Origin of the sequence: Streptomyces zingiberis (genome assembly GCF_012034935.1) — a bacterium.
Taxonomy (GTDB): domain Bacteria; phylum Actinomycetota; class Actinomycetes; order Streptomycetales; family Streptomycetaceae; genus Streptomyces; species Streptomyces zingiberis.
The window spans coordinates 132744-158910 of record NZ_JAATEN010000006.1 but is presented as its reverse complement, the minus strand read 5'-3'; the positions used below and the strand labels follow the sequence as shown (position 1 = coordinate 158910).

Here is a 26167-nt window from a genome sequence, read left to right as displayed (position 1 = left end):
GGTGCGGGAATCGCGCACATTCCGCGGCGATTCCGCGTCCGGCCCAGGGGAGGAACGCCCGTCGGCGTCCGCGCTCCAGCGGTACCGAGGGCAGCAGGCGGTTCGCCGGTGCCCCCGGCACTTTGCGGAGATCGAGACAGGATTGCGAGCACCGGTGCGAAAAATGCGTCCTCGGGGCAGGGAACGTGAGTCGGCGCGGACCGCGGGAACGGCCTCCGCACCGCCGAGCGGGAAGCGCACCGCCAAGGTCCGCAACCGTCTGGTCATCTCGGTGGCCGTCGTGGCGGCGGCCGTGGCGGGGGCCGGAGCCCCGGCGGTGCTCACCGCCTCCTCCGAGCTCACGGACACCCAGCGGCTCGTCACGCTCTCCGAGCTGAACGAGCAGGCCGTCGTGTTGTCCCACTCACTGGCCGACGAGCGCGACACCATGACCCGCTTCGTCGCCTCCGGCCGCGCCGCCGGTTCCGGCGAGGCCGCCGGCATCTCCGAACGGCGCCGGGCCCGGGTGGACCGGCAGCTCGCCGAGATCCGGGCGAACGCGCCCGCCTCCCTGGGGGGCCGGCTCGCGCAACTCCCGGAGATCCGGCAGGCGGCGCTGGAGGGCTCCGGTACGGCCGAGGACACCTTCGCCCGCTACACCGAGCTGGTGCAGGCGCTGCACGGCGTCTCGGCCGACCTGGCGCGCCGGATCCCGCCGCGCGGCTCCGGCGGCCCGGGCGACGCGCTGCCCGACCTCAACCGCGCCGTGGAGCAGGCCGCCGCCACCCGCACCCTGCTGCTCTCCGCGCTCGCGTCGGGGGACGCGGGTGACCTGACGGCCACCGCCCAGCGCACCTACGTCCAGGAGCGGGCCGCGGTCGCCGACTTCCGGCAGACCGCCCCGGCCGAGGCCAAGGACAGCTACGACGGCACCGTCAACGGCGACCAGGCCACCCGGGCCGAGCGCTATCTGCGCAACCTCACCGCGCAGCCCAAGCTCTCCGAGGCCGAACTCGCGCTCGACGCGGGCCGGGTGGACACCGCCCTCTCCGGCCGAATCGACCTGATGCGCGCGGTGGAGTCCGCCCTCACCACCGAGGAGACCGGCCGGCTGGCGAGCCTCCGTGATGCCGACGTCCGCGCCCTCGAACTGGCCATCGGGCTGCTCGCCGCGTGTCTGCTGGTGGCGGTTGCCGCCGGCACCTCCGGCGCCCGCTCCATGACCCGGCCGCTGGCCGTGCTCCGGCTCGGCGCCAAGCGCGTCGCGGCCGATCCGGTCGGCGAGGAGCCCGTGCGGTTCACCGGACGGAACGACGAGTACGCGCAGGTCGTCCGGTCCGTCAACGAGCTGAAGGACCGGGCCGCGGAGTTCCACCGCGAGCTGGAGACCCTCCGTGCCGAGCGCGGCGGGCTGATCCAGGAGCGGCGCAACCTCGCCGGCAAGCGGGACGATCTGCTCCGCCAGAAGGACGCCCTGGCGCGGCAGAAGGACGAGCTGGCCGAGCGCCTGTCCGGCTTGCAGGACCGGGTGCACAGCAGCTTCGTCAGCCTCTCCTTGCGCACCCTCGGCCTGATCGAACGCCAGCTCGGCGTCATCGAGGGCCTGGAGGAGCGGGCGAACGACCCCGAGGACCTCGACACCCTCTACAAGCTCGACCACCTCGCCACCCGGATGCGGCGCCACAGCGAGAACCTGCTGGTCCTCGCCGGTGCCGAGCACAGCACGGCGCACAGCGCCTCCCTGCCGCTGCTCGACGTGCTGCGCGCCGCGGTCAGCGAGATCGAGCGGTACGAGCGGGTGCGGATCAACTCGCTGCCGCCGCACACCCGCGTGGCCGGGTTCGCCGCCGACGCGGTCAGCCACCTCGTCGCCGAGCTGCTGGAGAACGCCGCCGCGTTCTCGCCGCCGGAGGCCGCGGTGGAGCTCTCCGGGTGGCAGCTGGAGAACGGTGAGGTCATGCTCTCCGTCCGGGACGAGGGCATCGGGATGACCGAGGAGCGGCTGGCCCAGGTCAACGCCCGGCTCGCCGACCCCGAGCCCGACCCCGGCACCGAGGCGGCCGGCGCCGACGAGGACGCCCTGGGCCTCGGGCTCTACGTGGTGGCGCGGCTCGCCGCGCGCCACGGGATCCGGGTGGAACTCCGCGACCAGCAGCCGGGCGGGATGACCGCCGTCGTCCTCCTGCCGTCCTCGCTGCTGCCGGCGCGGCCCGAGCCGTCGAACGTCCCCGCGGGCCGTCCCGAGGCCGGTGGCGGGGTCTCCCTGCCCGGCTCCGTGGCCGAGGTCAACTCCAACGCGCTGCCGCACCGCCGGGGCGGCTCCCTCGCCCTCCGCCACGCCGGGCGGGCCTCCGCCGCGGCCTCCGTCCCGGCGGGGAACGGCAGCACCGCCGGGACGGAGGCCGGGGTGGAGACCGGGGCGGGTACAGCCGGTACCACCGGGTCCGCGGACGGTGCCGGACCGGCCGCGCCGGCGGCCCCCGCCGAGCCCGCCGAGCCCGCCGAGCCCGCCGCGGTGGCGGCCCCCGGGCCGGACCTGCCGGCGGTTCCGGGGCACGATGCCCCGGCGGCCCCCGGCCACGACGGCCACGACGTCCCCGAGGCGGCTCCCCCGGGAGCGCCCGCCGAGCCGGCCGGGTCAGCCGAGCCGGCCGGGTCCGCCCGGACGGGAGACACCGCCGCGCCCTGGCCCGCCGAGGACCGGGGACTGGCGCGTGACGCCGGGCTCGACCCGCTGGTGGCCGCGGCCGAGGAGGCGGTCCGGGCCTCGGAAGCGGCCTCGGCGCCCGCCGGGACCGGCAGCGGTGCCGACACAGGGAGCGACACCGGCTTCGACACGAGCACCGGCATCGGCACCGGCACCGGCATCGACACCGGCACCGGCACGGTCAGCGGCCACGGCACCGCCCACGGCCACGGCCCCGGGACCGCCACCGACGCGGCGGCCGGTGGCCGAGGTGCTGAGGACCGTCCCGCCCCCGGCGCACCGAGCGGACCCCCGTCCTCCAGCCCGGAGTCGGGCCCGTACGTCACCGTGCCGCACGACTACGTGCCGCCGGGTCCCGCCCCCGGTGAGGGCTCCGGGCTCGTCGTCAGCGACCCGTACGGCGTGCGTGAGGGCGAGGGCGCCCGGGACGAGCACGCGCGCGCCGCGGACGGTGCCCCGGACGGGGTGACCGACCAGCCGACGCACGAGTTCCGGCTGCCCGGCCCGGACGCCGCGGAGTCCGGCGCCACCGCCCGGCCCGAGGGGCCCGCCGGTGGCGCGGGCGGACGGGATCAGGCCACCCCGGGGGGACCGGGGCAGGCCGGCACGGACGGTACGGCAGGCGGCGCCGGGGAAGCGCCGCCGGCCGGGAGCACGCCGGCGGACGCCTCCGGCGCCGCCGAGGGGGCGGCTCCCGCCCCGGCGCCCCGGCGCCTGACGGACAAGGGCCTCCCGAAGCGGACGCCCGCAAGCACGGCGCAGCCCGCAGGTCCGGTCCGGACCCGGGCGCGAGGGGTGGACGCGGAAGCCCTCCGGGCGAAGCTCGGGGGGTTCCAGAGGGGCTCGAAGGAGGGGCGGCGTGACGCGGACGCGGAGATCGCCGAGCAGACCGGTGGACCCGGTGGGTCCGAAGGACCCGGTGAACAGCGCATGGGGGGAACGGATGACGGGGGATCAGTCGAGGAGGCACGCGGTTGAACGCGTATACCACGCCCGGCCCGCGGGCGCAGGACGGTTACGGCCTCAGTCATGAGGCCCGCAACCTTCAGTGGCTGCTGAGCAACCTGGTCGAGGAGGTGCCCGGCGTCCACGCGGTGGCCGTGGTCTCCTCCGACGGTCTGCTGCTGCTCAGTTCCGACCCGGAGCTGGCCACCCGGACGGCGGCCGCCGGGGCCCCGGCCGGAGCAGGGAGCGCGGGGGACGCCGCACCGGCCGGCCCGCGGAACGGCCCCCGGGGGTCCGGCGCCGATCTGGCCACGATCGTCTCCGGCCTGGCGGCGCTGACCACCGGCGCCTCCCAGCTGATGGACGCCGGGCCGGTGAAGCAGACGATGATCTCGATGGACGAGGGCAGCGTCTTCGTCATGTCCATCAGTGACGGCTCGCTGCTCGGGGTGCACGCGACCCCGGACTCCGACATGAGCGCGGTGGCCTACCACATGGCGCTCTTCGTCGGCCGTGCCGGACATGTCCTCACCCCCGAAATCCGCAACGAACTGCGCCAGTCCCTGGAGAGCCGCACGTGACCTCCTCCCGACTCCCGGTCCGCAAGGCGGACGGCGGGCACCGCAAACCGGCCCGCGTCCGCCCGTACGCGCTCACCGGCGGCAGAACCCGCTTCGGGCACGTGCTGCTCGTCGAGAGCTTCGTCTCGGCCATCGAGGCTCCCGAGGAGCGGCCCGAACTGACGGCCGGTAACTGGGCCGACCGCGTGATGCCCGAGATGCGGGCCATCGTCGAACTCTGCCGGCGGATGCGCTCCGTCGCGGAGATCTCGGCCCTGCTGCGCATTCCGCTGGGTGTCGTCCGCGTCCTCCTCAGCGACCTGGCCGACCAGGGAAAGATCCGCATCTACGGCACCGGCCCCGGCACCGACTCCGGGCGCCCCGACCGCGCATTGCTCGAAAGGGTCCTGAGTGGACTTCGCAGGCTCTGACACCAGTACCGCCGCGGGTCCGGTTCCCGCGGGCACGACCACCGCCCCGTCTCCCGGCGTCCCCGGGGCCCCCGCTGCCCCGGGGGCCCCGGGTGGCTCCGGTGTCCCGGCTCCGGCGGCTGCGGGCGCCGTCCCCGCGCGCGACGAGGCCGTCCGGAGCTGGCAGACCGACCGGGACAGCGCCCCCGTCTCCACCAAGATCGTGGTGGCGGGCGGCTTCGGCGTGGGCAAGACGACGTTCGTCGGCTCCGTCTCGGAGATCACCCCGCTCGTCACCGAGGCGGTGATGACCCGGGCCAGCGAGGACGTCGACGACATCTCCGCGACACCGGAGAAGACCACGACCACCGTGGCCATGGACTTCGGCCGGATCACCCTCGACGACGCGCTGGTGCTCTACCTCTTCGGCACCCCCGGCCAGAAGCGCTTCTGGTTCATGTGGGACGACCTGATCCGCGGCGCGATCGGCGCGGTCGTGATGGCCGACACCCGCCGGCTGGAGGACAGCTTCCCCGCGCTCGACTACTTCGAGAGCTGCGGTCTGCCGTACATCGTGGCCGTCAACCACTTCGAGGGCACCGAGTACTTCGCGGTGGAGGACGTACGGGACGCGCTCACCGTGCCGGAGCACGTCCCCGTCGAGATCATGGACGCGCGTGACCCGTCCACCGTGATCCGGGCGCTGCTCGCGCTGGTCTCCCACACCCTTGACCTGACCCCCGAGTGACGTAACCTCACCCACCGGAACAGGCGGTTCCACTCGGGACCGCCTGTTTTTCGGTTGTCCGAACCGTGGTGTTCCGAATCCTTCGAAAGTGAGCCACCGCCATGCGGAAGATACTCGTCGTCGGAGCCGGCCAGTCCGGTCTCCAGCTCGCCCTCGGCCTGCAACAGCACGGCTACGAGGTCACCTTGATGTCGAACCGCACGGCGGACGAGATCCGCTCCGGCCGGGTGATGTCCACCCAGTGCATGTTCCACACCGCCCTCCAGCACGAGCGCGACCTCGGCCTGAACTTCTGGGAGAGCCAGGCCCCGAACATCGACGGCGTCGGCGTCTCCGTCGCCGGGCCCGACGGCAGCCGCCCCGTAGACTGGGTGGGCAAGCTGGACGGTTACGCGCAATCCGTCGACCAGCGGCTCAAGATGGCCGGCTGGATGGAGACCTTCTCCCAGCGCGGCGGGCAGCTCGTCATCCACGGTGCCGCCGTCTCCGACCTGGACTACTTCGCCCGCTCCTACGACCTGGTGCTGGTCTCCGCCGGCAAGGGCGAGCTGGTCTCGATGTTCGGCCGGGACGCGGACCGCTCGCCGTACGACGCCCCGCAGCGCGCGCTGGCCGTGGCCTACGTGCACGGGCTCGGGCCGCGGCCGGAGCACCCGGAGTTCGACGCCGTGCGCTGCAACCTCGTCCCGGGCGTCGGCGAGTTGTTCATCATGCCCACCCTCACGCTCTCCGGCCGCGCCGACATCCTCTTCTGGGAGGGCGTCCCCGGCGGTCCGCTGGACGTCTTCAACGGCGTCCGGGACCCGGGCGAGCACCTGGCGATCACGCTGGACCTGATGAAGCGTTTCCTCCCCTGGGAGCACGACCGCGCCACCCAGGTCGAGCTGACCGACGCGAACGGCACCCTCGCCGGCCGCTACGCCCCCACCGTGCGCAACCCCGTGGGCCGGCTCCCCTCGGGCGGCGCCGTGCTCGGCGTGGCCGACGTCGTCGTCGCCAACGACCCGATCACCGGCCAGGGCTCCAACTCCGCCGCCAAGTGCGCCGCCGCGTACCTGGCGAGCATCGTGGAACACGGCGACCGCCCGTTCGACGAGGCGTGGATGCGGTCCACCTTCGACCGCTACTGGGAGACGGCCCGGCACGTCACCAAGTGGACCAACGCCATGCTCGCCCCGCCGCCGGAGCACGTGCTCAACCTGATCGGCGCCGCCGGGCAGTTCCCGCCCATCGCCGACCGGTTCGTCAACGCCTTCGACAACCCCGCCGATCTGGAGAACTTCTTCTACGACCCGGCGCGGAACGAGGCCTACATCGCGGAGGTCGCGGGCGCGGCCCAGGCGTCCGGCGCCTGAGCCCGGCCGGCGCCCCGGCCCGCCCCCGTCCCGGTGCGCACCCCCGGGGCGGGGGCGGGGCGTCCGGGAGCGCTCAGGAACGCGGCCTGGACCAGGGCCACTTCAGGCCGCCCGCCCGGCGCCCCTCCGGGTCGTACACGTAGACCCAGCCCAGCGGCAGCCCGAGCCGCCGGCTGTGGCCGCCGACCTCGCGCCGGTAGACGTGGACCACCGGCTTCCCGCCGTCCCCGTCCGGCACCGGCACCTCGTAGACCTTCGGCGGATGTCCCGTCGCACCGGTCAGCACCGGCAGCGTCCGGCCGTCCAGCGGCCCGCCGACGAAGGGCGTCTCCTCGCTTCTCACCGCGCCTCCTTCCCGGGGCCCCGCCCGTCCGCCGGACCGGGCGCGGGGGGAGCGGGTGTGGACCGGGCGGACGCGGACGGAGCGGGCCCGGAAGGCGGTGGGCCGGAAGACGGCGGCCCGGAAGGCGGCGGTCCGGCAGGACGCGGCACGGCCGGGGAGGCCGCCCCGGCGGACGGGGTGGCGTCCCCGGCCGTGCCGAGCAGGTGCCCGGAGTCCGGCAGCAGCGCCAGCAGCCGCCGGGCCAGGTCACCGCCGGGACCGTCCGGCCGCTCCCGGCGGAGCGCGCCGCGGAGGACACCGCGGGTCTCGGCGTCCCCGGCGGCCGTGGCGGCGAGCAGGGCGACGAAGTGGTCCAGCAGCCAGGCCCGCAACTGGTCGGCGGGCGGCTGCTTCTCCTCGTCGATCCAGATCAGCGAGGCGGCCTCGACCGCCGCGATCCAGGTGCGGAGCGTCGTGCGCAGCCGCAGCCCCGGCCGGGGGACGTCCAGGTGGAGCAGGATCTGCCCGGCGGCGGCCCGCCGGACCTCGTCCACGATCGCCGAGGTCCGGGCGGTCTCCGCGACGCTGCCGCCGCGCAGCAGGGCGCTGAACCCCGTGCCGTACTCGTCGACGCAGGCCAGGTAGCGGTCGAGGACCCGGCTCAGCCGCTCCGTGAGCGGCCCGGTGCGCGGCTCGGCGAAGCACTGCTCCATCCGGTCGGCGGCGCTGCGCAGCGCCGCCTCGTACAACTGCGGCTTGCCGCCCGGGAAGTAGCGGTAGACCAGCGGGCGGGACACCCCCGCGGCGTGCGCCACGTCGTCCAGCGAGACCTCCTCCGGGGCCCGCTCGGCGAAGAGCGTGAGCGCCGCGTCCAGGAGCTGCTGCCGGCGCTGCTCGACGGTCAGCCGCCGGTACGCGGCGCCGGGGCCGGACCGGCGTCCGCGTGAGGCTGTCGGGGCGGGGCCGCTGCCGTTCATGTCCGCAGCGTAACCGCCGGGCCCGGAGTGCGGTGGTTCGGGCGCCGGTGGGCACCGGGCCCGGCGCCGGAGCGGGCAGCCCGCCGTCCGGAGCGGTGGCCGGAGCGGCGAGGGCAGGGGCACGCCCCGCGGGGGGAAGCTCCGCGGGCCCGTCGTCCCGGAGGCCGGCGCGGGGCGCGCGGACGCCCCCGGTCCGCGCCGGCCTCCGGGAGACGGGCCGGGGAGGGGACGGGGAACGGACCGGGGAGGGGGCGGGGGAGGGAGGCGACCCGACCCCGGATGACGGCCGCGGTCCACGCGCGGTCCGTGCGCGGACTCCGCCCGCGTGTTCCCTGCGCGCGGTCCGTGCCTGGCCCCCTGCGCGGTCCGTGCCTGGCCGCCTGCGCGGTCCGTGCCTGGCCCCTGCGCGGCCCCCGCGCGGCCCCCGTCAGGCGAACAGGCCGGAGCCCTTCCACATCCGGCGGCCCACACCGCGCAGCACGCCGATCTCGTCCAGGAACTCGGTGAGTTTCCTCGCCCCGGTCTGCATGACATCGCGCCGGTGGTCGCTCGCCGCCACCTGCGCCAGGGCCTCCTTCTGGTCCAGGCCGACCTGGGTGTAGACCTCGGGGTTGATGAACGCCTTGGAGAAGACCTGGGAGAACACGCCCGAGCTGATCCGCGTGAACCCGCGGCTGTAGCGCGACGCGGTGAGCATCTGGTGGCGCAGTTCCTCGCGGGCGTACCGGACGTGCCGCGCCTCCTCCACGACGTGGATCCGGGTGACGCCGCGCAGCAGCGGCTGGACCCGCTCGTCGGGGAAGGTCAGCCGCTGCATCCAGTCGAGGATCTCCTCGCCGAGCAGGGTCGCCGTGAACGAACCGGGGGTGGTGGAGACCGTCTTGAACGCCCGGCCGAGCCCGTGGTGGAAGCGGCTCACCGGGTAGACCGGGGTGCCGCTCCGCTCGATCAGCCGTGCGAACATCTTGGAGTGGCGGCACTCGTCCTCGATCTCGGTGAGGGCGTAGCGCACATGCGAACTCGTCGCCGGCTTGTCGTAGATGTGCCGGGTGAGCAGCTGCATCAGGATGATTTCGAACCAGATGCCCAGCGAGGCGAGCGAGCACGCCTCGTGCCGGGAGAGGTCGATACGCTGCTCCTCGGACATCCGCTCCCACAGCGGGGTGCCGTAGAGCGACACCAGTTCCGGCGGCCAGTACCAGAGCCCTTCCACGAAGGGGGCGTCCCAGTCGAGTTCGGTCTCCGGGTCGAAGGAGTGCTTGGCGGAGGCGTCGAGCAGCCGCCGCGCCACCTGCTCGCGGTCCTTCAACTCCCCGAGGGCGTCCCGCTGCGCCGCTGTCCCGGTCGTGATCGTCATGCTGTCGGCCACCTCGCTTGTGAGTTACCCGCGGTACTCAACTATGAGACTTTTTGTCAGCAAGGGTCAACACCCTTGGCCGTGGAGGGTGTCCGCCGGATGTGAAGGGGTGGTGATCGCCGCGGACCGGGTGGTGCCCGGACGGGCGCCCGGCGCCACGCGCGGGAGCGGGCCGCCGGCCCCGTGCCACCGGGCCCCGCGGCTGACACCATGTGCCCCATGACGACCGACACCCCGCCGGGCGGTCCCGGAACCGGCGACCGCGCCGCCGCGCACGACAGCCTCAGCGCTCTCGCCCTCGGCGACTCCTTCGGCGAACGCTGGTTCCCGCTGAGCCACGGCCCGGGGAACGTCGCCGGGGCCATCCGGGAACGGCGGCTGCCGGAGCCCCGCCACTGGCCCTGGACGGACGACACCGCGATGGCCCTCGCCGTCTTCGCCGTCCTGGACCGGCAGGGTGAGGTGGAGCAGGCGGAGCTCGCGCGTGAGTTCGGCGAACGCTACACCGCCGACTCCGGCCGTGGCTACGGCAGCGGAATGCACCAGCTCCTGCCGCTGCTGGCGGAGACGCCGGACCTCTGGCGGGAGAAGGCGGACGCGCTCTTCGGCGGCCAGGGCAGCCTGGGCAACGGCGCGGCCATGCGCGTCGCACCGCTCGGCGCCTGGTACGCGGGCGACCCGGAGCGCGCCGCCGCGCAGGCCGCGCTCTCGGCCCAGGTCACGCACGCGCACCCGGAGGGCGTCGCGGGAGCCGTGGCCGTCGCCGTGGCCGCAGCGCTCACCGCGGACCGCGACCGCGAGCCGCCCGCGCGGGCCGAACTGCTCGCCGAGGTGGCCGGCCACACCCCGCACGGAGCCGTGCGGGACGGTCTGCTGCGCGCCGCCGGGCTGGCCCCGGGCACCGCACCGGCCGCCGCCGCGGCGGCGCTGGGCAGCGGGTACCGCCTCCGCGCCGACGACACCGTGCCGTTCGCCCTCTGGTGCGCCGCGGGCCACCCGGAGGACCTCACCGAGGCGCTGTGGGCCACGGCGGCCGGGCTGGGCGACGTGGACACGACCTGTGCCATCGCGGGCGGGGTCGTCGGCGGGCGGACCGGCGTGGCCGACGTGCCGGCGGCGTGGCGGGAGCGGGCGGAACCCCTGCCGCCGGCCTTCGCGGCCTGACCCGGCCGGTGCGCCGGCGCCGGGCGGATCCGGGCGGCTGGGGAATCCGGGCGGCTGGGGGACCCGGATGCCGGGGTCCCCGGCCGCCGGCCGGGAGCCGGGCCCGGTACGGCGGCGGGGTGGGGCGGGGGCAGCGGCGGGGGTGGCGTATCAGGCCGGCTGCCCGGGCCGGACCGGGACGGCCTCCGTCTCGCGCACGCCCAGCTCGAACCAGGTCGCCTTGCCCTCTCCCGGGCCGTGCCGGTACACGCCCCAGTCGTCCGCCCCGGCCGAGATCAGCAGCAGGCCGCGTCCCGACTCCTCGTCCGGGCGGGGGGTGCGGCGCACCGGGAGCCCCGGTGCCTCGTCGTGCACCAGGACCCGGAGCCGGCCCGGGGAGGTGCCCAGCCATTCCGCGAAGACCGTCACCGGCGTCGTGCAGCCTTTGCTGCGGCAGGCGTTGACGGCGTTCGTCACCACCTCGGAGGTGAGCAGCAGGGCCGGCCCCGTCAGATCGGGACGGCCGGCCGCCGCCAGCAGCGCACGGACGGCCTCCCGCGCGGCGCGCACCCAGACGGGGTCGGGCGGGAAGACGAGGGAACAGTCGGGGGTGGGGGTGGCGAGCATGACGGCCTCCTGGCGAACGCCCGGCGGGGGAGGGGCGTGACCGGCACCACTGCGGCCGGCCGCGCCTGGTCACCGGTCGCGGGAGGCCGGTCGCCGCACGGGGCGGCGAGTCGGTGAAGCGCTGCGAACCTACGGTCACGCATGAGCCAGTTACAACCGTGAACGAAGAAGATCACCCGGAAGAGTGGCCCCCAGGCGATCGTTGGACCATTTTCCCCCGGGGCGGTCACACTGCGCGGGATCGCCGAGGGAGGACCACATGGCAGCGAGGACGCGGCCGAGCGAGCGGCAGCGCCGCCTCGGCGCCGAACTCCGCAAGCTGCGGCGGCGGGCCGGGCTCTCCGGTGACGCGGCCGGGGTGCTGCTCGACGCCGACCGCACCCGGATCAGCCACATCGAGGCGGGCCGGATGGACGTCCCGCGCAACGGCCTCTACCGGCTGCTGCGTTCCTACGGCTGCCCGGAAGGCCCGTTCTTCGACGGCCTGATGGAAATGGCACATGACCGCGGCAAAGGATGGTGGGACGAATACGGGGAAATCCTCGGCCGTTCCCTGCTGGACCTGGCCGAACTGGAGGCCCGTGCCACCGGTATCCGTATGCACGAGCCCGTCTTCATTCCCGGGATGCTGCAGACCCCGGACTACGCGCACGCGGTCATCTCGACCCTGGAGGAGGACCGGGAAAACGTCGACCGGTATGTGCGGTTCAGACTGGCCCGGCAGCGGGTGCTGGAGCGGGAAACGGCCGGCGCGGTCCCGTATCACGCCATTGTTCACGAATCGGCGCTGAGGGTCCGCGTCGGTTCCGCCCGCACCATGCGCAGGCAACTGCTGAAACTCATCGAGACGGCGCGGTTGCCGCAGGTCACGTTGCAGGTCTTCCCGTTCGCGGCGGGGGCGCACCCGGCCTTCGCGGGGCCGTTCGTCCTCTTCGGCGGAGCGTCCCCCGAACTGGACACGGCTTATGTGGACACTTTCGGAAGCCCTGTATTCATCGGGGATGGCGGGCGCTTGGCCGAGTACGGAAGAATGTTCCGGCGGCTCAGCGCTCTCGCACTCGCCCCGGTCGATCCCGAGACGGCGCCGGAATCCCATGAGAGCCGTGATTCGCTGAGCCTCATCCAGCACCTCATGTACGAGCTGTAGGGAGAGCCGATGCCCGAACTCGCGTGGACCAAGTCCTCGTACAGCACCGCGGGGAACACCGAATGCGTGGAGGTCGCCGCCGGAAGGGAGAAATCCCCGGACCGCCCCGGAATCGGCCCCGGCTCGGACTCCGGATCGGACTCCGGAGCGGGCCCCGGCCCCGGCTCCGGAGCGGGCCTCGTGCATCTCCGCGAGAGCGACGAGCCCGGCGCCGTGCTGACCGTCGCGCCCCGCATCTGGACGGCGTTCACCCGGGCCGTCAAGGCCGGGGAGTACGACGACCTCACCCGCCTCTCCCGCCTCGCACGGCTCGCGCCCCCGGCCCGGTCCTCCCCGCTCTCCTGGCCTTCCCGGCCCGCCCGGCCGGCCCAGGTCCCCCGGCCCTCCCGCCCGTCCGGGCCTCCCCCGCGGTGAGGGCCGGGGCGCCGCGCGGCCCCCGCCCTGCGCGCCCCGGCCCGTGCTCACCGCCCCAGCGCCGCCGCCATCACCGCGCGGGCGATCGGGGCCGCGTCACCCCCGCCGCTGACGTCCGCGCGGTCGGCCGCCGCGTCCTCGACCACCACCGCGACCGCCACGGCCGGCTGTTCCGCCCCGTCGGCCCGCGCCCAGGAGATGAACCAGGCGTACGGCACGCCCTCGTTGCCCACGCCGTGCTGCGCCGTCCCGGTCTTGCCGCCCACCTCGGCGCCCGGGAGGGCGGCGTTGCGCCCCGTGCCGTTCTCCACCACCCCGCGCATCAGCTCCCGCAGTGTCCGGGCCGTGTCCGCGCTCATCGCCCGGTCGTAGGTGCGGGCGCGGGTGCGGGAGACGGTGTCGCCGTCGGCGTCGGTGATCCGGTCCACCAGGTACGGCCGCCGCAGCTTCCCGCCGCCCGCCACGGCCGAGGCGACCATGGCCATCTGCAACGGCGTCGCGGCGGTGTCGTACTGCCCGATGGCGGAGAGGGCGAGCTGCGCGTCGTTCATGTCGGTGTCGAAGACGGACGTGGCGGCCCGGGACGGCACCCTCAGCCCGTCGTCGTTGAAGCCGAACCGCTCCGCCGCGTCCGCCATCCGGTCCAGCCCCGTCTCCACGCCCAGCTTCGCGAAGACGGTGTTGCACGAGACCTCCATGGCGTACCGCAGATCGGCGTTCTCGCACCCCTGGGCCTCGTTGGTCAGTTCGGTTTCCGTGCCGGGGAGGGTGAACGGGGACGGGGAGTCCGTCGCCTCGTCGGGGTCCGTCACCACCCCCGCGTCCAGCGCTGCCGCGGCGGTGACCACCTTGAAGGTGGAGCCCGGCGGGTACGTCTGGCGCAGCGCCCGGTTGAGCATCGGCTGCTGACCGGCGGTGGTGAGCCGCCGCCAGGCGTCGGCGGCGGCCGTGCCGTTGCCGGAGATCTCCGCCGGGTCGTAGGAGGGGCTGGAGACCAGGGCGAGGATCTTCCCCGTGCCGGGTTCGAGGGCGGCGACGGCGCCCCGCGCGCCGCCCAGCCCGTCGGCGGCGGCGCGCTGCACGGCGGGGTCGATGGTGGTGTGCACGTCACCGGCGGCCTCCCGCTCCCGGGTGAGCGCGTGCCACAGGGAGAAGCCGGGGAAGGCCGCCAGCCGGGGGTCGGCGCCGGAGAGGACGTCGTCCTCGGCGTCCTCCAGCAGGGCGGTGCCGTAGATCTGCGAGGCGTAGCCGGTGACGGGCGCGTAGAGCGGGCCGTTGGTGTACGTGCGTTCGTAGCGCAGCCGCTCGCCGGTGTCGCGGGAGCCGGTGACGGACTCCTCGCCGACGAGGATGTTCCCGCGCGGCGCGCTGTAACGGGCGATGTTCTGGCGGCGGTTGGCGGGGTTGTCCTGGTACTCCTCCGCGTCCACCACCTGGAGCCGGGAGGCGTTCAGCAGCAGCGCCACCAGCAGGAGCAGGAAGAACGCGGACAGGTGCCGGATCTGGCGGATCACGTTCGGTTCCCCTCTCCGCCGGGGGCACCGCCCGGCACACCGCCGGGGCCGCCCCCGGACGGCGCCGGTCCTGCCCCCGTGCCGTCCCCGGGCCCGTCCGCCGGTCCGTCCGGCGGTCCCTCCGGCGCCGGTTCCGGGCGCCGGGCCGCGTCGCTCATCCGGATGAGCAGCGCCACGATGATCCAGTTGGTGACCACGGACGAGCCGCCCTGGGCGAGGAACGGCATCGCCATCCCCGTGAGCGGGATCAGCCCCGTCACGCCGCCCGCGATGACGAAGACCTGGAGCGCGACGATCGAGGCGAGACCGGTGGCCAGCAGCCGCCCGAAGGGGTTGCGCTGGGCCAGCCCGGCGCGCAGCCCCCGGGCGACCAGCAGCGCGTAGAGCAGGAAGATCGCGAAGAGGCCGGCCAGGCCCAGCTCCTCGCCCGCGGTGGCGAGGATGAAGTCGGACTTGGCGGCGAAGCCGATGAGGATGGAGTCCCCCTGGCCGAGTCCGCTGCCCAGCAGCCCGCCCGAGGCGAAGGCGAAGTAGGTCTGGGCGAGCTGGCCCGCGCCCTCCCCGGCCTCGATGGACGCGAAGGGGTGCAGCCAGTTCTCCACCCGGCTGTGCACATGGGGTTCGAGGGAGCCGACGGCGACGGCGCCCGCGGCGGCCAGCAGCAGCCCGACCGCGATCCAGCCGGTGCGGCCCGTGGCCACGTAGAGCAGGACGACGAAGAGGCCGAAGAAGAGCAGCGAGGTGCCCAGGTCGCGTTCGAGGACGAGCACGCCGACGCTGGCGAGCCAGATGGTGAGCACCGGGCCCAGCACCCGGGCGGTGGGGAACTGGAGCTTCCGGATCCGGCGCCCGGTGTAGGCCAGGGCATGCCGGTTGACGGCCAGATAGGCGGCGAAGAAGATCGCGAGCAGGATCTTGGCGAACTCGCCGGGCTGGAAGGAGAGCCCTCCGGCCCGGATCCAGATCCTGGCGCCGTTGACCGCGGGGAAGAAGATCGGCACCACCAGCAGGACGAGGGCGGTGGCGACGCTCAGATAGGCGTAGCGCTGGAGCGTCCGGTGGTCCCGGAGCAGGAGCACGACGGCGGTGAAGAGGCCGACGCCGAGCGCGGACCAGACGAGCTGGGTGGGCGCCGCCTCGTCGGACGGGGTGGCCAGGTCGAGCCGGTAGATCAGCACCAGGCCGATCCCGTTGAGCAGCACGGCGATGGGCAGCAGCAGCGGATCGGCGTAACCGGCGCGCAGCCGTACGGCCCCATGGGCGAGGAGGGCGAGCAGCCCGAGACCGGCGCCGTAGCCCGCGGCGCCCGCCGGCACGGCACCGCCGGTGGCCAGGCCGACCTCGACGTAGCCGTAACCGGAGATCAGGACCGCGATCAGCAGGAGCAGCAGTTCGGTGCCGCGCCGCCGGGGGTGCCGCACCGGCGGAGGCGGCGATTCCGCCGGATCGGTGTGCAGGGACGCGCCCGGACCGTCCGGGGGAGGACCCGCTGTCGATGCGGCCATACCGGAGAGCGTCACCCACTTCGGGAGAGTTCCGACGCGCCGTCGGAGCCGACGGCGGCCCTCGGTCCTGGGCCGGCCGCCCGCGGTGGACGTAACCCTGCCCGCGGGCTCCGTGACCTATGCCGGGCGGGGCCCGGTGCGCCCTGGCCGGCGCACGCCCGGGAGCGGCGCCCGCCCGGGGGCGCGGGGGCCGTCGTGTCCCGCACCGCCGCACCCGCCGCACCCCCCGTGCACGCGGTGCGCGGGGGGTGCGGCGGAGTGAGGCCGTACGGGTCACGCGGCCGGCGGGCCGTCACGGCCGGGGTGCCGTCAGCACCAGCGCGGGGCCGGCCCGATGTTCTCGATGTAGCGGGCCGAGGCGAAGGCGTACTGACCGTCCGCCAGCAGGTACCAGCGCGGGTTGCCGTCGATGTTCTGGCCGTTGACCTTGCACTTGATCTTCACGATGGCGCCGTAGGGCTTGGAGCCGACGACACGGCCGCCCTGGTTGGGCGCCGAGCGCAGCAGCAGGCCGGAGTGCGCGATGACGCGGCCCTTGTAGAGGTGGTGGCCGTCGTGGTCACCGCGGGGGTGGTCCCAGCCACCACCGGTGGGGGCGGTGACCGGGGCCGCCGCGGTGGCCGCGACGGCCGGGGCGGCGGCGGTGAGAGCGGCGAGCGCGCCGGTGGCGACGCCGACCGCGATCTTGCGGAACGTGGACTGCAGCATCTGCGATGCCTCCTGTGGCGGGGAGTGCCCGGCCTCCGGGGAACGGGCGGAGTGGTCTCGGCTGACCGGCTGACGCGTGGACTTCGTTGACCGTTATCAACCGGTGTAAATGACGCTAAATCGGTCACCGTGCGCCCGCAACCTGTCACGCTCCGGCGCGAGTGGGCGGCGGCCCCGCCGGAGGTGGTCGCGGCGGAGGTGCCGACCCCGGTGGCGCCGGGCCCGGTGCCGGTGGCCCGCCGGGGCGGCTCGGTGGCTGGAGGGGGCCGGTGATCCTCGGGGGTGAGTGAGGCGGTCGACGGGGCCTTCCGGAAGGTGTGCCGCGGTGAGCGCCCTTCGCCGGCCGGGAGCGTCGAAGGAAGGGCCAGGTGGCGGCGGGCTGCATCCCCTGTGGGGGAAGGTCTGGGCCGGAGGTGAAGGTAAAGAAAGGGTCGAGCCGCCGAAAATTCCGGAAATCGAATCACGGGATCCGCTGAAGTTCGCAGTTCAACCGCACCTTGGCTCGCAGTACCCCCTGGTCAATCTCGGGCATTCGGGGATAACCCCCAGGTTGCCCCGCTGAAAATTTTCCGGAAACTATCGTTGACGCTGTGTCAGTGGTGTGGCCATACTCCGGATCGGCCGACCGATGAGCGCACCGCGCCGGGCGTTCCTTCCCCTCCCCCACGGGTCCCCCACGGAACGGACGGCGTCCCGCGAGAAGCGGCCGGTCCCACCCACCATGCCCGGACGGTTCCTCCACTCCCGTCCGGTCCCCGGAAGAAGGGGCAGTCATGAACAGTCATGCGCCGGCCGAACGGGCCGGCCGGTCCGGAAGACCCACGCGATCCCGCGTCCTGCGGCAGCTCCGCCGCGCGGCCGTCCTCGGGGCCGCCGCCGTCCTCGCCTCCACCGGCCTGGTCGCCACCGCCTCCACCGCGGAGGCGGCGAGCACCCTGGGCGCCGCGGCGGCCGAGAAGGGCCGCTACTTCGGCGCCGCCGTGGCCGCCAACCACCTCGGTGAGTCGACCTACGTGTCCACCCTGAACCGCGAGTTCACCAGCGTCACCGCCGAGAACGAGATGAAGTGGGACGCGCTGGAGCCGAACCGGAACAGCTTCCAGTTCGCCACCGCGGACCGCATCGCCAGTCACGCACGTGGCCAGGGCATGAAGCTGCGCGGGCACACCCTGGTCTGGCACTCCCAGCTTCCCGGCTGGGTGCAGAACCTCCAGACCAATGACCTGCGATCGGCGATGAACAACCACATCAACCAGGTGATGGCCCATTACCGGGGCCAGATCGACTCCTGGGACGTGGTGAACGAGGCGTTCGAGGACGGCTCCAGCGGGGCGCGGCGGAACTCGGTGTTCCAGCAGCGGCTGGGCAACGGCTGGATCGAGGAGGCGTTCCGCACCGCGCGGCAGGCCGACCCGAACGCCAAGCTCTGCTACAACGACTACAACACCGACAACTGGAGCCACGCCAAGACGCAGGCCGTCTACGCCATGGTCCGGGACTTCACGTCCCGTGGCGTGCCCATCGACTGCGTCGGCTTCCAGGCCCACTTCAACAGCGGCAACCCGGTCCCGAGCAACTACCACACCACTCTTCAGAACTTCGCCGACCTGGGGGTGGACGTCCAGATCACCGAGCTGGACATCGCCGGCTCCGGCCAGCAGCAGGCGGAGCAGTACCGCGGCATCACCCAGGCGTGCCTGGCGGTCTCCCGCTGCAACGGCATCACCGTCTGGGGCATCCCGGACCACTACTCCTGGCGTTCCGGCGACACCCCGCTGCTGTTCGACCGGAACTACAACAAGAAGGCCGCCTACACCGCGGTGCTGGAAGCACTCGGCGGGAGCAACTCCGGCGGTGACGACGGCGGCGGTGACGACGGCGGTGGTGACGACGGCGGCAACGGCGCGACCTGCACGGCCACCTACACCCAGACCGACCGCTGGGGCGACCGCTTCAACGGCCAGGTGACCGTCACCGCGACCGGGGGGCCGATCAGCGGCTGGTCGGTGCCCGTCACCGTGGCCTCGCCGCAGCGGATCTCCTCCACCTGGAACGGCAGTCCCACCTGGGACGGCAGCGGCAACGTCATGACGATGCGGCCGAACGGCAACGGCACCCTGTCCGCCGGATCCTCCACCAGCTTCGGCTTCACGGTGATGGCGAACGGCAACTGGTCCCAGCCCAGGATCGGTGCCTGCTCGGTCTCCTGACCGGGCCCCGCGCCCACCCGCCGCGGATCCTCCCCCCACGCCGCGGCGGGTCCCGCCACCTCCGGTCACCCGCCCGTCCCCGGCGGGTGACCGGAACCGGCCGGTCCGGCCGGGACGTGACGTGCGGACCGGCCGGGCCGGGTTGCCGCAGGCACCGCTGATCCGCCGAACCGGCGTTCCCCGGGACAGACTCGTCCGGAAGGCCGACGCAGGGCCTTCCGGAACGGCGCCACCCGTCGCCGGCCACCCCTGGGCGGTGATTCCGCAGGCCACGGACGGTCGTCCGCTTCGGCGCCGGTCGGACTCCGGCCACAACGGTGCGGAGCCCCAGGGCCGTCTAACGGAAACTTGCCGGGAAGGCGGGCGCCCGGCGTATCTCCGTCATCGGTACAGCCGCTTCCCCGTGTACAGCTCTCCAGCTCAGACCGGCAGGGCGGTCCGATCGGCCCCGTCACCCCATCGAAAACTTCCGGAAATGAGCGTTGACGCCCCCTCGGAGCCGCCGCCATACTCCGGAGCGATCGTTGCCGACCGCCATGGTTTCCTCCGTTCACCGCGCCCTCGGGGAACGGCGGGGACCGGAACGGCGCACCGGTCATCCCACCCCCACAGCGGACGGCTCCTCCACCTCCGTCCGCCACCCCGGAAGAAGGGGCACCAATGATCAACGTTTCGTCAGCCGTACGCGGACGTCCCGGATCGGGCGCCCGGAAGGCGGTCGTCCTCGGGCTGGCCGGTCTCCTCGCCGCGAGCGGCGTGCTCGCCACGGCCGGCACGGCCGCCGCGGGCACCACCCTCGGCCAGTCGGCGGCCGAGAAGGGCCGGTACTTCGGCGCCGCCGTCGCCAACCACCGCCTCGGCGAGTCGAACTACGTGACGACGCTGAACCGCGAGTTCAACAGCGTCACCGCGGAGAACGAGATGAAGTGGGACGCCACCGAGCCCTCCCGCGGCAACTTCCAGTTCGGCAACGCCGACCGGATCGTCAACCACGCGCGCGGCCAGGGCAAGATGGTCCGCGGGCACACGCTGGTCTGGCACTCCCAGCTCCCCGGCTGGGTCCAGGGGCTGGACACGAACAACCTCCGGTCGGCGATGAACAACCACATCAACCAGCTCGCCGGCCGCTACCGGGGCCAGATCCACTCCTGGGACGTGGTGAACGAGGCGTTCGAGGACGGCGGCAGCGGCGCCCGGCGCAACTCGGTGTTCCAGCAGCGGCTGGGCAACGGCTGGATCGAGGAGGCGTTCCGCACCGCCCGGCAGGCCGACCCCAACGCGAAGCTCTGCTACAACGACTACAACACCGACGACTGGAGCCACGCCAAGACGCAGGCCGTGTACAACATGGTCCGCGACTTCAAGAACCGTGGCGTGCCCATCGACTGCGTCGGTCTCCAGTCGCACTTCAACAACCAGAGCCCGGTGCCCGGCAACTACCAGACCACCCTCCAGAGCTTCGCCAACCTCGGGGTGGACGTCCAGATCACCGAGCTGGACATCGCCGGCTCCGGCCAGCAGCAGGCGGAGTCCTACCGCACGGTCACGCGGGCCTGCCTCAACGTCTCCCGCTGCACCGGGATCACCGTCTGGGGCATCCCGGACCACTACTCCTGGCGCGCCGACCAGACCCCGCTGCTGTTCGACCGGAACTACAACAAGAAGCCCGCGTACAACGCGGTGCTGGAGGAACTGAACCGCTGACACCGGCCGGCGGGCCTCGTCGTCCCCGCGGACGGCGTACCGCCCACGGCACCGCGCGCGGCGCGGCGATCCCCCACGGTCGCCGCGCCGTTCGCGTGTGCGCCCGCGGCCCGCGCCGCCGTGGCGTTCGGGGGTCCGGGGGCCCGGGGATGCCGCGCGTTCCCGCCGCGTCCCGTCACCGTCACCGTCGCGTCCCGGCGCCCCTCGTCCGTCGCCCGGACCGGCCCCGCCCCTCACGCGCCCGTACCGGCCTCCGGCTTCCCGTGGCTCCCGCGCCGAATAGGACAGATATCCGACGGGGGCCGACAGAATCCAACTGTACGAGGGATACGCGAGGATCCTGCTGTTCTCACCCCGGCCCGCCGTCCATGCTGAGCGCGTGAATCAGTTTGACGAGCAGAACCCCGCGTACCGAACCGTCCGGGTGACCGCCCTGGAGAATCCGGTCGCCGCCATGGCGGACCTGGAGGCATGGGAGGCGCGAGAGGCGTACCCGGAGATCCGCTCGGCCGGCGCCCCCATCTTCGGCATCGCGGTCGAGCGTGAGGAAGGCGGCTGGGAAATCCGGCCGTACTTCTGCAACACCGCACCGCAGGGTGCGCGCGACAGCCTGGGCGCCGTCTTCCGGCTGATGGCCCGTGACCTGGGCGAGGCCGAAGGCGACACCGCCGTGCGCGACACCTGCCTGAAGGCGGCGGAGCGGCTGGACTGGGAGGTGATCGACGACATGACGGTGCTGGGCACCCGGTACCGCATCGTGCGGGCCGAGCGGTTCATCCGCCTGGGCCCCGAGGGACCCGAGCCGCCCCGCCCCTCCGACCCCGACCCCGCCGAACCCGGCGAGTCCCACCACCACCCCGACCCCTCCGTCGGTTTCGTCATCGACACCACCACCGCCACCGGCATGTCGGAGGGGATCCTCAAGACCGAACTCCTGTCCATGGTCCGCGCCGAGGGCACCGTCCCGGACGACATGCGCGCCGACTCCCGGCGGGCCCTGCACACCCACCCCGGCGGGGTCCTCCTCCCCCCGACTTTCATGATCGCGGAGGACTCCGACGGGCACTGGCGCCCCGACACCGACGGCACCGCCTACAGCCCGCAGGCCGCGCGGGACGGCGTGGCCGCCCACTGGGGCGGTCCGTTCTTCGCCCAGTTCCGGAAGATGACACCCGAACTGCACGCCGAGTTCGCCGCCGCGGGCGCCCGGATGGCCGAGGAACGGCTCGACGAGGTGACCGTCGCGGGCGTGCGCTACCGCGTGGCCCGCGTCGAACGGCTCGTCCGCGTCGGCCCGGACGGCCCGGAGACCCCGCGCCCGTCGGACTTCGACCCCGAACCGCCCATCAAGGTCCACGTCCAGCAGCTCAAGGAGCAGGGCCTCTGGGAGGAGGACGACGAGGACGACGAGGGCGACGAAGTCACCGGTGGCGCCGAGGGTGCCGAGGGTACCGGGGGCGACGGCGCGAAGGGGGTGGATGGGCCGGACGGGAAGGCCTGACCGGCGGGGGCCGGGGTGACCGGCCCGACCGGCCCGAACGGGCCGGACCGGCCGGCGGCCGGCCCGCGGCGGCGCAGCCGCGGGCCGGCCCGCCCGCTGCCCGCGCGCACCCGGTGGCGGGTGGTGCCGGCACCACCCACCACCGGGGTGGCGGACGGTTGGTGGGCCCCCGCCGCGCCGGGCCAGTCTGACGGCATGACACGCCACGGCACGACCCCAGCAGTCCCCACCGCCCCGTACGCCCCCGCCGCTTCCCGGCCCGCCCGGCCCGCCCGGCTTGCCCGGCCCGCCCGGCTCGCCCGGCTTGCCCGGCCCGCCCGGCTCGCCCGGCTTGCCCGGCCCGCCCGGCCCGCCCGGCCCGCCCGGCTTGCCCAGCCCGCCCGGCCCGCCCGGCCCGCCCGGCCCGGTGGCATCCGGCGTCACCGCACCGCCGCGGCCCTCACCCTTCTGCTCTCCCTCGCCACCCTGCTGAGCGCCGCACCCCCGCACGCATCCGCGGTCCCCGCCACCGCGAGCACCGGGTCCGCCGGGTCCGCCGGGTCCGCCGGTTCCGCCGGGTTCACGGAGGCGGCCGGATCCACCGAGACCGCCGTCGTCGCGGCGCTGGAACGCACCGCCCATCCCCTGCGCACCACCGAGCCCCGTGGCGCGGACGCCGACCTTCGCCCGCTGAGCCGCATGGTGGGCGGCGCCGAGGTCGTGGGCCTGGGCGAGGCCACCCACGGCTCCCGTGAGTTCTTCCAGCTCAAGCACCGGGTCTTCCGCCACCTCGTGCGGGAGAAGGGGTTCCGCACCTTCGCCCTGGAGGCGAGCTGGAGCACCGGCCTCCGGCTGGACACGTACGTCCGGACCGGCGCCGGCGACCCGCGCCGGATCCTCCGCGAGGAGTTCCAGGGCTCCTACCGCCTGTGGAACACGCAGGAGTACCTGGACCTGATCCACTGGATGCGCGACCACAACCGCCGCCACCCCGGCGACCCCGTCCGCTTCGCCGGGGACGACCTGGGCTGGGCCGGCCCCGAACTCCACGACCGGCTCCGGGCGTACGTGTCCGCCACCCACCCCGGTCTCCTCCCCACGATCACCGGGCTCCACCGGGGTCTGCGCCCGGAGACCGGCGCGGGGACCTGGATGGCGGAGTACCCGGCCCGTCCCCTCGCGGAGCGGAAGGCGAACGCCGCCCGCACGCGCGAAGCCCTCCGCCTGCTGGAACGGAGCGAACCCGCCGCCGGGCCGGCTGCCCGGCGCGCCCACGACCTGGCCGTCGAGGACGCCCGCGCGATCCACCGGACCGCCCGTTTCTACGCCCACGACCTCGACGACGAGGCCGGGTCGGCGGACGCGATGCGCTACCGGGACCGGGTGATGGCCGACACCGTCATCCGGTGGAACCGGCTCACCGGGGGCAAGACCCTGCTCTCCGCGCACAACGCGCACGTCGGCTACCAGCCGTACGACCGCTCGTACCCGAAGATGCAGGGCGCCTTCCTCCGCGACCGTCTCGGCGCCCGCTACGTCAGCGCGGGCCTGACCTTCGAGCGCGGATCACTCCAGGCGTACGACACGGCGGACGGCCGGCTCAAGGCCCACACGGCGGGCCCCGCCGCCCCCGGCACCACCGAACACCTGCTGGACCGCGTCCGCCACCGCGACTACGTCCTGGACCTCCGCACCGCCCGCGGCCCCGCCCGCGCCTGGCTCGCCACCGAGCACCCCACCCGCAGCATCGGCACGGCCTACCCCGACCCGGCGCGCCCCATCGCGCTCTCCCGCAACCACGACATCCTGATCCACCTCCACTCCGTCCACGCGTCGGACCTCCTCCCGGAGAACTGACACGGACGCCCGGGGTCCGGTGCTCCGGCTCGCACTTCCTCCGGTGCCTCACGCGCGCGGTGCGGCCCACCGTGATCAGGGAAGCGGCGCGGCGGTCATCGACCGTCGCGCCGCGCGCGTCGTCACCCCCCGTCACACCCCGCGCTCCGGAGACCGCGCCTCCGCGCCGCGCGGTCTCGACAGCGCCGCGCCCCACTGCTGACCTGGGGTCTCGGAACTGGAAACGGGAAACAAGGGCATTCGCCTTGTTCGTCCGGTGCCGTCCGGCGCACGCTACAGGCGGCGTCACTCGGCCGGCCGGGACGGACGGCGGTGACGGAGGTCGACGTTGGTCCAGCAGATCCAGCAGATCCAGCCGTCCGGCGGCTTCGGACCGGAACTCCGGCGGCGACGGCTTGCCGCGGGGCTCACCCTGACCGGCCTGGCAGGCCGGGTGCACTACAGCAAAGGCCAGTTGAGCAAGGTCGAACGTGGCGGCAAGGCCCCGAGCCACGAACTCGCCCGGCTGTGCGACACGGCGCTCGACGCCGGGGGCGCACTGGCGGCGCTGGTACCTCTCCGTCCGGCAGCGGGTGCCGAGGCGGAGCCGGGAAGCGAACCACAGGAGGAGGTGTGGGTCATGGAGTTGTCCACCGACGGGCGGAGCTGGTTCCGGCCGATGGGCCGGCGCCAGGCCGTGGCCGCGGGCGCGGCCTCGGTGGTCGGTCTGGGCCTGGGCACATCGGGTGCCCACGCGGAGAGTTCGGGGGAGCCGCTGCTGGAGATGTCGCGTTCCCTGTTCGACCACTACCGGCGACTCGGGCAGACCGCCGACCCACGGCTCCTGCTCCCCGCGCTCATCGCCCAGACCCACACCCTGCGGGAGACGGCGGCCCATGGCGGGGCCCGCACCCGCCCCGCCTTGCTGAGGATGGGCTCGCGCTACGCCGAGTACGTGGGCTGGCTGGTTCAGGAAACCGGGGACGATCGCGCCGCTCTGTGGTGGACGCGGCGAGCCGTCGAACTGGCCGCGGCGGGAGGGGACCGGCACCTGGCCGCATACGCCCAGGTCCGACGCGCCCTCGTCACCCTCTACCAGGACGACGCCCGGCAGACCATCGACCTGGCCGCCCGGGCCCAGGAGGGCGCGCTCCCTCCGCGTATCCGTGGTCTGGCCGCGCAGCGCGAAGCCCAGGGCCACGCGCTGGCGGGGGACTACGACGCCTGTATGCGCTGCCTGGACCGGGCTCGTGAACTGCTCTCCTCTTCCGGGGCCGACACGGACACCCCGGTGATCGGCACCACGCACCTCTCCGATCCCGTGTCGATGATCACCGGGTGGTGCCTCCACGATCTCGGGCGGCCCGCGGAGGCCGCCGACGTCCTGGGCCGTCAGCTGGCACAGGTGCCCGAACACGCCCTCCGTACCCGGGTCCGTTACGGAGTGCGGCGGGCGCTGGCCACCGCGGCGGCCGGAGAGATCGACCACGCCTGCGCGCTGACCGCGGATCTGCTCGACCACACCACCACCGTCAGTTCCGCCACCGTCGCCGCCGATCTGCGGCGGGTGGCGCGCACCCTCGCCCGTCACCCGCGCAACGCCTCGGCCCGGGAACTGTCGCCCCGGCTGAGCGCGGCACTGCCCACCATCCCCACCTGATGGGAAACGGAGACCTTCCATGTCAGAAGTGTTCGTCAACTACCGCACCGGAGACGGGGACCAGGCCGCCACGCTGATCGCACGCGAACTCAACAACCGCTTCGGCGACGGAACGGCCTTCCGGGCCTCGGATTCCATCAAGCCCGGCAGGACGTTCCCCGTGGAACTGCTCCAGGGTGTGCGGCGCAGCAGCGTCCTGCTTTCCGTCATCGGCCCGGCCTGGACGAAGTCCGGTGGACTGGGCCGGAGCAACGACTGGGTCAGCAAGGAGATCGTGGAGGCCCTCGATTGTCATATCCCCCTGCTCCCCGTCCTGCTGGGCCGGGCAACGGCACGGCTTGACCCCGCGTCGCTCCCCGCCGGGCTGGCGCAGCTGGCCGAGATCCAGTCGCTGCGCCTCGACATGCAGACGTCGGAAGCCGATCTGGCCCGCATCGGTGACACGCTCGCCGACCTGGTGCCCGCACTCGGCGCCCGGGACCGTGCCGCCGCGGAGGAACGGGAGACCGGCGAAGTGCGCAACTCCATCTCGGAGGTCCGGGGTACGGCCGTCCAGTCCCGCGACTTCACCGGCGATGTCGGGCACAACGTGGTGAAGGACAGCCGGGGCCCGGTACACACGGGCAGCGGCAACCTCTACCAGAACTCCCCGCACTACCAGGACGCCCAGCACTACCAGGGCTCCGCGCACTACGAGGGTTCGGCGCACTACCAGAACTCCCGTCACCACCAGGACTCCCACCACTTCACCGGTGAGGGGACGACCTATGTCGCGGGGGACAACCACCAGGGAATCCGTCACCAGCAGACCACCGGCCGCCCGGCGGAGCGCGAGGGCGAGGACGGGGACCGGTGAACG

Annotated in this window: 19 protein-coding genes and 2 pseudogenes; 14 read left to right on the top strand and 7 right to left on the bottom strand. The window is 74.0% G+C overall.

What is annotated here, in order from left to right:
• The first annotated feature begins 163 nt into the window (after positions 1 to 163).
• The 5 genes from HCK00_RS10120 (at position 164) to HCK00_RS10100 (ending at position 6704) form a co-directional block, all read left to right on the top strand.
• On the top strand, positions 164 to 3664 hold the full coding sequence (locus tag HCK00_RS10120) for a nitrate- and nitrite sensing domain-containing protein (protein ID WP_168101486.1): 3501 nt from the start codon (positions 164 to 166) through the stop codon (positions 3662 to 3664).
• Entirely contained in the window at positions 3661 to 4212 is a 552-nt protein-coding gene (locus HCK00_RS10115; RefSeq protein WP_168101485.1) for a roadblock/LC7 domain-containing protein, read from the top strand. Before HCK00_RS10120 ends, HCK00_RS10115 begins: the two co-directional genes overlap by 4 nt.
• Positions 4209 to 4622 carry a DUF742 domain-containing protein gene (locus HCK00_RS10110; RefSeq protein ID WP_168101484.1) on the top strand — a complete coding sequence of 138 codons (414 nt, stop codon included), beginning with the start codon at positions 4209 to 4211 and terminating at the stop codon, positions 4620 to 4622. Before HCK00_RS10115 ends, HCK00_RS10110 begins: the two co-directional genes overlap by 4 nt.
• Positions 4603 to 5349 carry a GTP-binding protein gene (locus HCK00_RS10105; RefSeq protein ID WP_168101483.1) on the top strand — a complete coding sequence of 249 codons (747 nt, stop codon included), beginning with the start codon at positions 4603 to 4605 and terminating at the stop codon, positions 5347 to 5349. Before HCK00_RS10110 ends, HCK00_RS10105 begins: the two co-directional genes overlap by 20 nt.
• 101 nt (positions 5350 to 5450) lie before the next feature.
• A complete protein-coding gene (locus HCK00_RS10100; protein ID WP_168101482.1) occupies positions 5451 to 6704 on the top strand; it encodes a styrene monooxygenase/indole monooxygenase family protein in 1254 nt (417 codons plus the stop codon).
• Positions 6705 to 6777: 73 nt separating this feature from the next.
• Here the strand turns inward: HCK00_RS10100 and HCK00_RS10095 are convergent, their stop codons facing one another.
• The 3 genes and pseudogenes from HCK00_RS10095 to HCK00_RS10085 all read right to left on the bottom strand — a co-directional run bounded on the left by HCK00_RS10095 (position 6778) and on the right by HCK00_RS10085 (position 9360).
• A complete protein-coding gene (locus HCK00_RS10095; RefSeq protein ID WP_168101481.1) occupies positions 6778 to 7047 on the bottom strand; it encodes a DUF8847 domain-containing protein in 270 nt (89 codons plus the stop codon).
• A gap of 197 nt (positions 7048 to 7244) precedes the next feature.
• Positions 7245 to 8003, bottom strand: a pseudogene (locus HCK00_RS10090) (TetR/AcrR family transcriptional regulator); the annotation flags it as partial.
• A 427-nt stretch (positions 8004 to 8430) separates the two neighbouring features.
• Positions 8431 to 9360, bottom strand: a complete 930-nt coding sequence (locus tag HCK00_RS10085; protein ID WP_168101480.1) for an AurF N-oxygenase family protein — start codon at positions 9358 to 9360, stop codon at positions 8431 to 8433.
• Positions 9361 to 9579: 219 nt separating this feature from the next.
• Between HCK00_RS10085 and HCK00_RS10080 the strand changes: the two genes are divergently transcribed.
• Positions 9580 to 10524 carry an ADP-ribosylglycohydrolase family protein gene (locus HCK00_RS10080; protein WP_206320152.1) on the top strand — a complete coding sequence of 315 codons (945 nt, stop codon included), beginning with the start codon at positions 9580 to 9582 and terminating at the stop codon, positions 10522 to 10524.
• 150 nt (positions 10525 to 10674) lie between these two features.
• Here HCK00_RS10080 and HCK00_RS10075 read toward each other — a convergent pair whose 3' ends face one another.
• Positions 10675 to 11130 (bottom strand): ATP-binding protein, encoded by a 456-nt coding sequence (locus HCK00_RS10075; RefSeq protein WP_168101478.1) that lies wholly within the window; start codon positions 11128 to 11130, stop codon positions 10675 to 10677.
• A 259-nt stretch (positions 11131 to 11389) separates the two neighbouring features.
• On the opposite strand from HCK00_RS10075, the gene HCK00_RS10070 reads away from it, so the two are divergent.
• Both HCK00_RS10070 and HCK00_RS10065 read left to right on the top strand, forming a co-directional pair.
• Positions 11390 to 12277, top strand: coding sequence for a helix-turn-helix domain-containing protein (locus HCK00_RS10070; RefSeq protein WP_168101477.1), 888 nt, complete (start codon positions 11390 to 11392; stop codon positions 12275 to 12277).
• A 9-nt stretch (positions 12278 to 12286) separates the two neighbouring features.
• A complete protein-coding gene (locus tag HCK00_RS10065) occupies positions 12287 to 12691 on the top strand; it encodes a DUF397 domain-containing protein (RefSeq protein ID WP_168101476.1) in 405 nt (134 codons plus the stop codon).
• A gap of 47 nt (positions 12692 to 12738) precedes the next feature.
• Here the strand turns inward: HCK00_RS10065 and HCK00_RS10060 are convergent, their stop codons facing one another.
• From HCK00_RS10060 to HCK00_RS10050, 3 genes are all read right to left on the bottom strand, one after another.
• Entirely contained in the window at positions 12739 to 14205 is a 1467-nt protein-coding gene (locus HCK00_RS10060; protein ID WP_168101475.1) for a peptidoglycan D,D-transpeptidase FtsI family protein, read from the bottom strand.
• Positions 14202 to 15710 (bottom strand): FtsW/RodA/SpoVE family cell cycle protein, encoded by a 1509-nt coding sequence (locus HCK00_RS10055; RefSeq protein WP_168101474.1) that lies wholly within the window; start codon positions 15708 to 15710, stop codon positions 14202 to 14204. The genes HCK00_RS10060 and HCK00_RS10055 overlap by 4 nt, the downstream gene beginning before the upstream one ends.
• A gap of 309 nt (positions 15711 to 16019) precedes the next feature.
• Positions 16020 to 16418, bottom strand: coding sequence for an SH3 domain-containing protein (locus HCK00_RS10050; RefSeq protein ID WP_168101473.1), 399 nt, complete (start codon positions 16416 to 16418; stop codon positions 16020 to 16022).
• Between the two features lie 773 nt (positions 16419 to 17191).
• Here HCK00_RS10050 and HCK00_RS10045 point away from each other — a divergent pair.
• From HCK00_RS10045 to HCK00_RS10020, 6 genes and pseudogenes are all read left to right on the top strand, one after another.
• On the top strand, positions 17192 to 18628 hold the full coding sequence (locus HCK00_RS10045) for a glycoside hydrolase family 10 protein (RefSeq protein ID WP_168101472.1): 1437 nt from the start codon (positions 17192 to 17194) through the stop codon (positions 18626 to 18628).
• 660 nt (positions 18629 to 19288) lie between these two features.
• Positions 19289 to 20323 (top strand): annotated as a pseudogene (locus tag HCK00_RS10040) (glycoside hydrolase family 10 protein); the annotation flags it as partial.
• Between the two features lie 388 nt (positions 20324 to 20711).
• Entirely contained in the window at positions 20712 to 21833 is a 1122-nt protein-coding gene (locus HCK00_RS10035) for a DUF5954 family protein (RefSeq protein ID WP_168101470.1), read from the top strand.
• A gap of 195 nt (positions 21834 to 22028) precedes the next feature.
• The gene (locus tag HCK00_RS26910) at positions 22029 to 23669 is read left to right on the top strand and encodes an erythromycin esterase family protein (RefSeq protein ID WP_206320151.1); all 1641 of its coding nucleotides are present in this window, start codon (positions 22029 to 22031) and stop codon (positions 23667 to 23669) included.
• Between the two features lie 328 nt (positions 23670 to 23997).
• A complete protein-coding gene (locus HCK00_RS10025; RefSeq protein WP_206320150.1) occupies positions 23998 to 25308 on the top strand; it encodes a helix-turn-helix domain-containing protein in 1311 nt (436 codons plus the stop codon).
• 19 nt (positions 25309 to 25327) lie between these two features.
• Positions 25328 to 26164 carry a toll/interleukin-1 receptor domain-containing protein gene (locus tag HCK00_RS10020; RefSeq protein ID WP_168101469.1) on the top strand — a complete coding sequence of 279 codons (837 nt, stop codon included), beginning with the start codon at positions 25328 to 25330 and terminating at the stop codon, positions 26162 to 26164.
• Positions 26165 to 26167: the final 3 nt, after the last annotated feature.

Excerpts from the sequence above, each read along its gene's own strand:
- HCK00_RS10120 (WP_168101486.1), top strand. The coding sequence starts at position 164 with ATGCGTCCTCGGGGCAGGGAACGTGAGTCGGCGCGGACCGCGGGAACG.
- HCK00_RS10100 (WP_168101482.1), top strand. The coding sequence starts at position 5,451 with ATGCGGAAGATACTCGTCGTCGGAGCCGGCCAGTCCGGTCTCCAGCTC.
- HCK00_RS10085 (WP_168101480.1), bottom strand. The coding sequence starts at position 9,360 with ATGACGATCACGACCGGGACAGCGGCGCAGCGGGACGCCCTCGGGGAG.
- HCK00_RS10080 (WP_206320152.1), top strand. The coding sequence starts at position 9,580 with ATGACGACCGACACCCCGCCGGGCGGTCCCGGAACCGGCGACCGCGCC.
- HCK00_RS10075 (WP_168101478.1), bottom strand. The coding sequence starts at position 11,130 with ATGCTCGCCACCCCCACCCCCGACTGTTCCCTCGTCTTCCCGCCCGAC.
- HCK00_RS10070 (WP_168101477.1), top strand. The coding sequence starts at position 11,390 with ATGGCAGCGAGGACGCGGCCGAGCGAGCGGCAGCGCCGCCTCGGCGCC.
- HCK00_RS10065 (WP_168101476.1), top strand. The coding sequence starts at position 12,287 with ATGCCCGAACTCGCGTGGACCAAGTCCTCGTACAGCACCGCGGGGAAC.
- HCK00_RS10055 (WP_168101474.1), bottom strand. The coding sequence starts at position 15,710 with ATGGCCGCATCGACAGCGGGTCCTCCCCCGGACGGTCCGGGCGCGTCC.
- HCK00_RS10050 (WP_168101473.1), bottom strand. The coding sequence starts at position 16,418 with ATGCTGCAGTCCACGTTCCGCAAGATCGCGGTCGGCGTCGCCACCGGC.
- HCK00_RS10045 (WP_168101472.1), top strand. The coding sequence starts at position 17,192 with ATGAACAGTCATGCGCCGGCCGAACGGGCCGGCCGGTCCGGAAGACCC.
- HCK00_RS26910 (WP_206320151.1), top strand. The coding sequence starts at position 22,029 with ATGACACGCCACGGCACGACCCCAGCAGTCCCCACCGCCCCGTACGCC.
- HCK00_RS10020 (WP_168101469.1), top strand. The coding sequence starts at position 25,328 with ATGTCAGAAGTGTTCGTCAACTACCGCACCGGAGACGGGGACCAGGCC.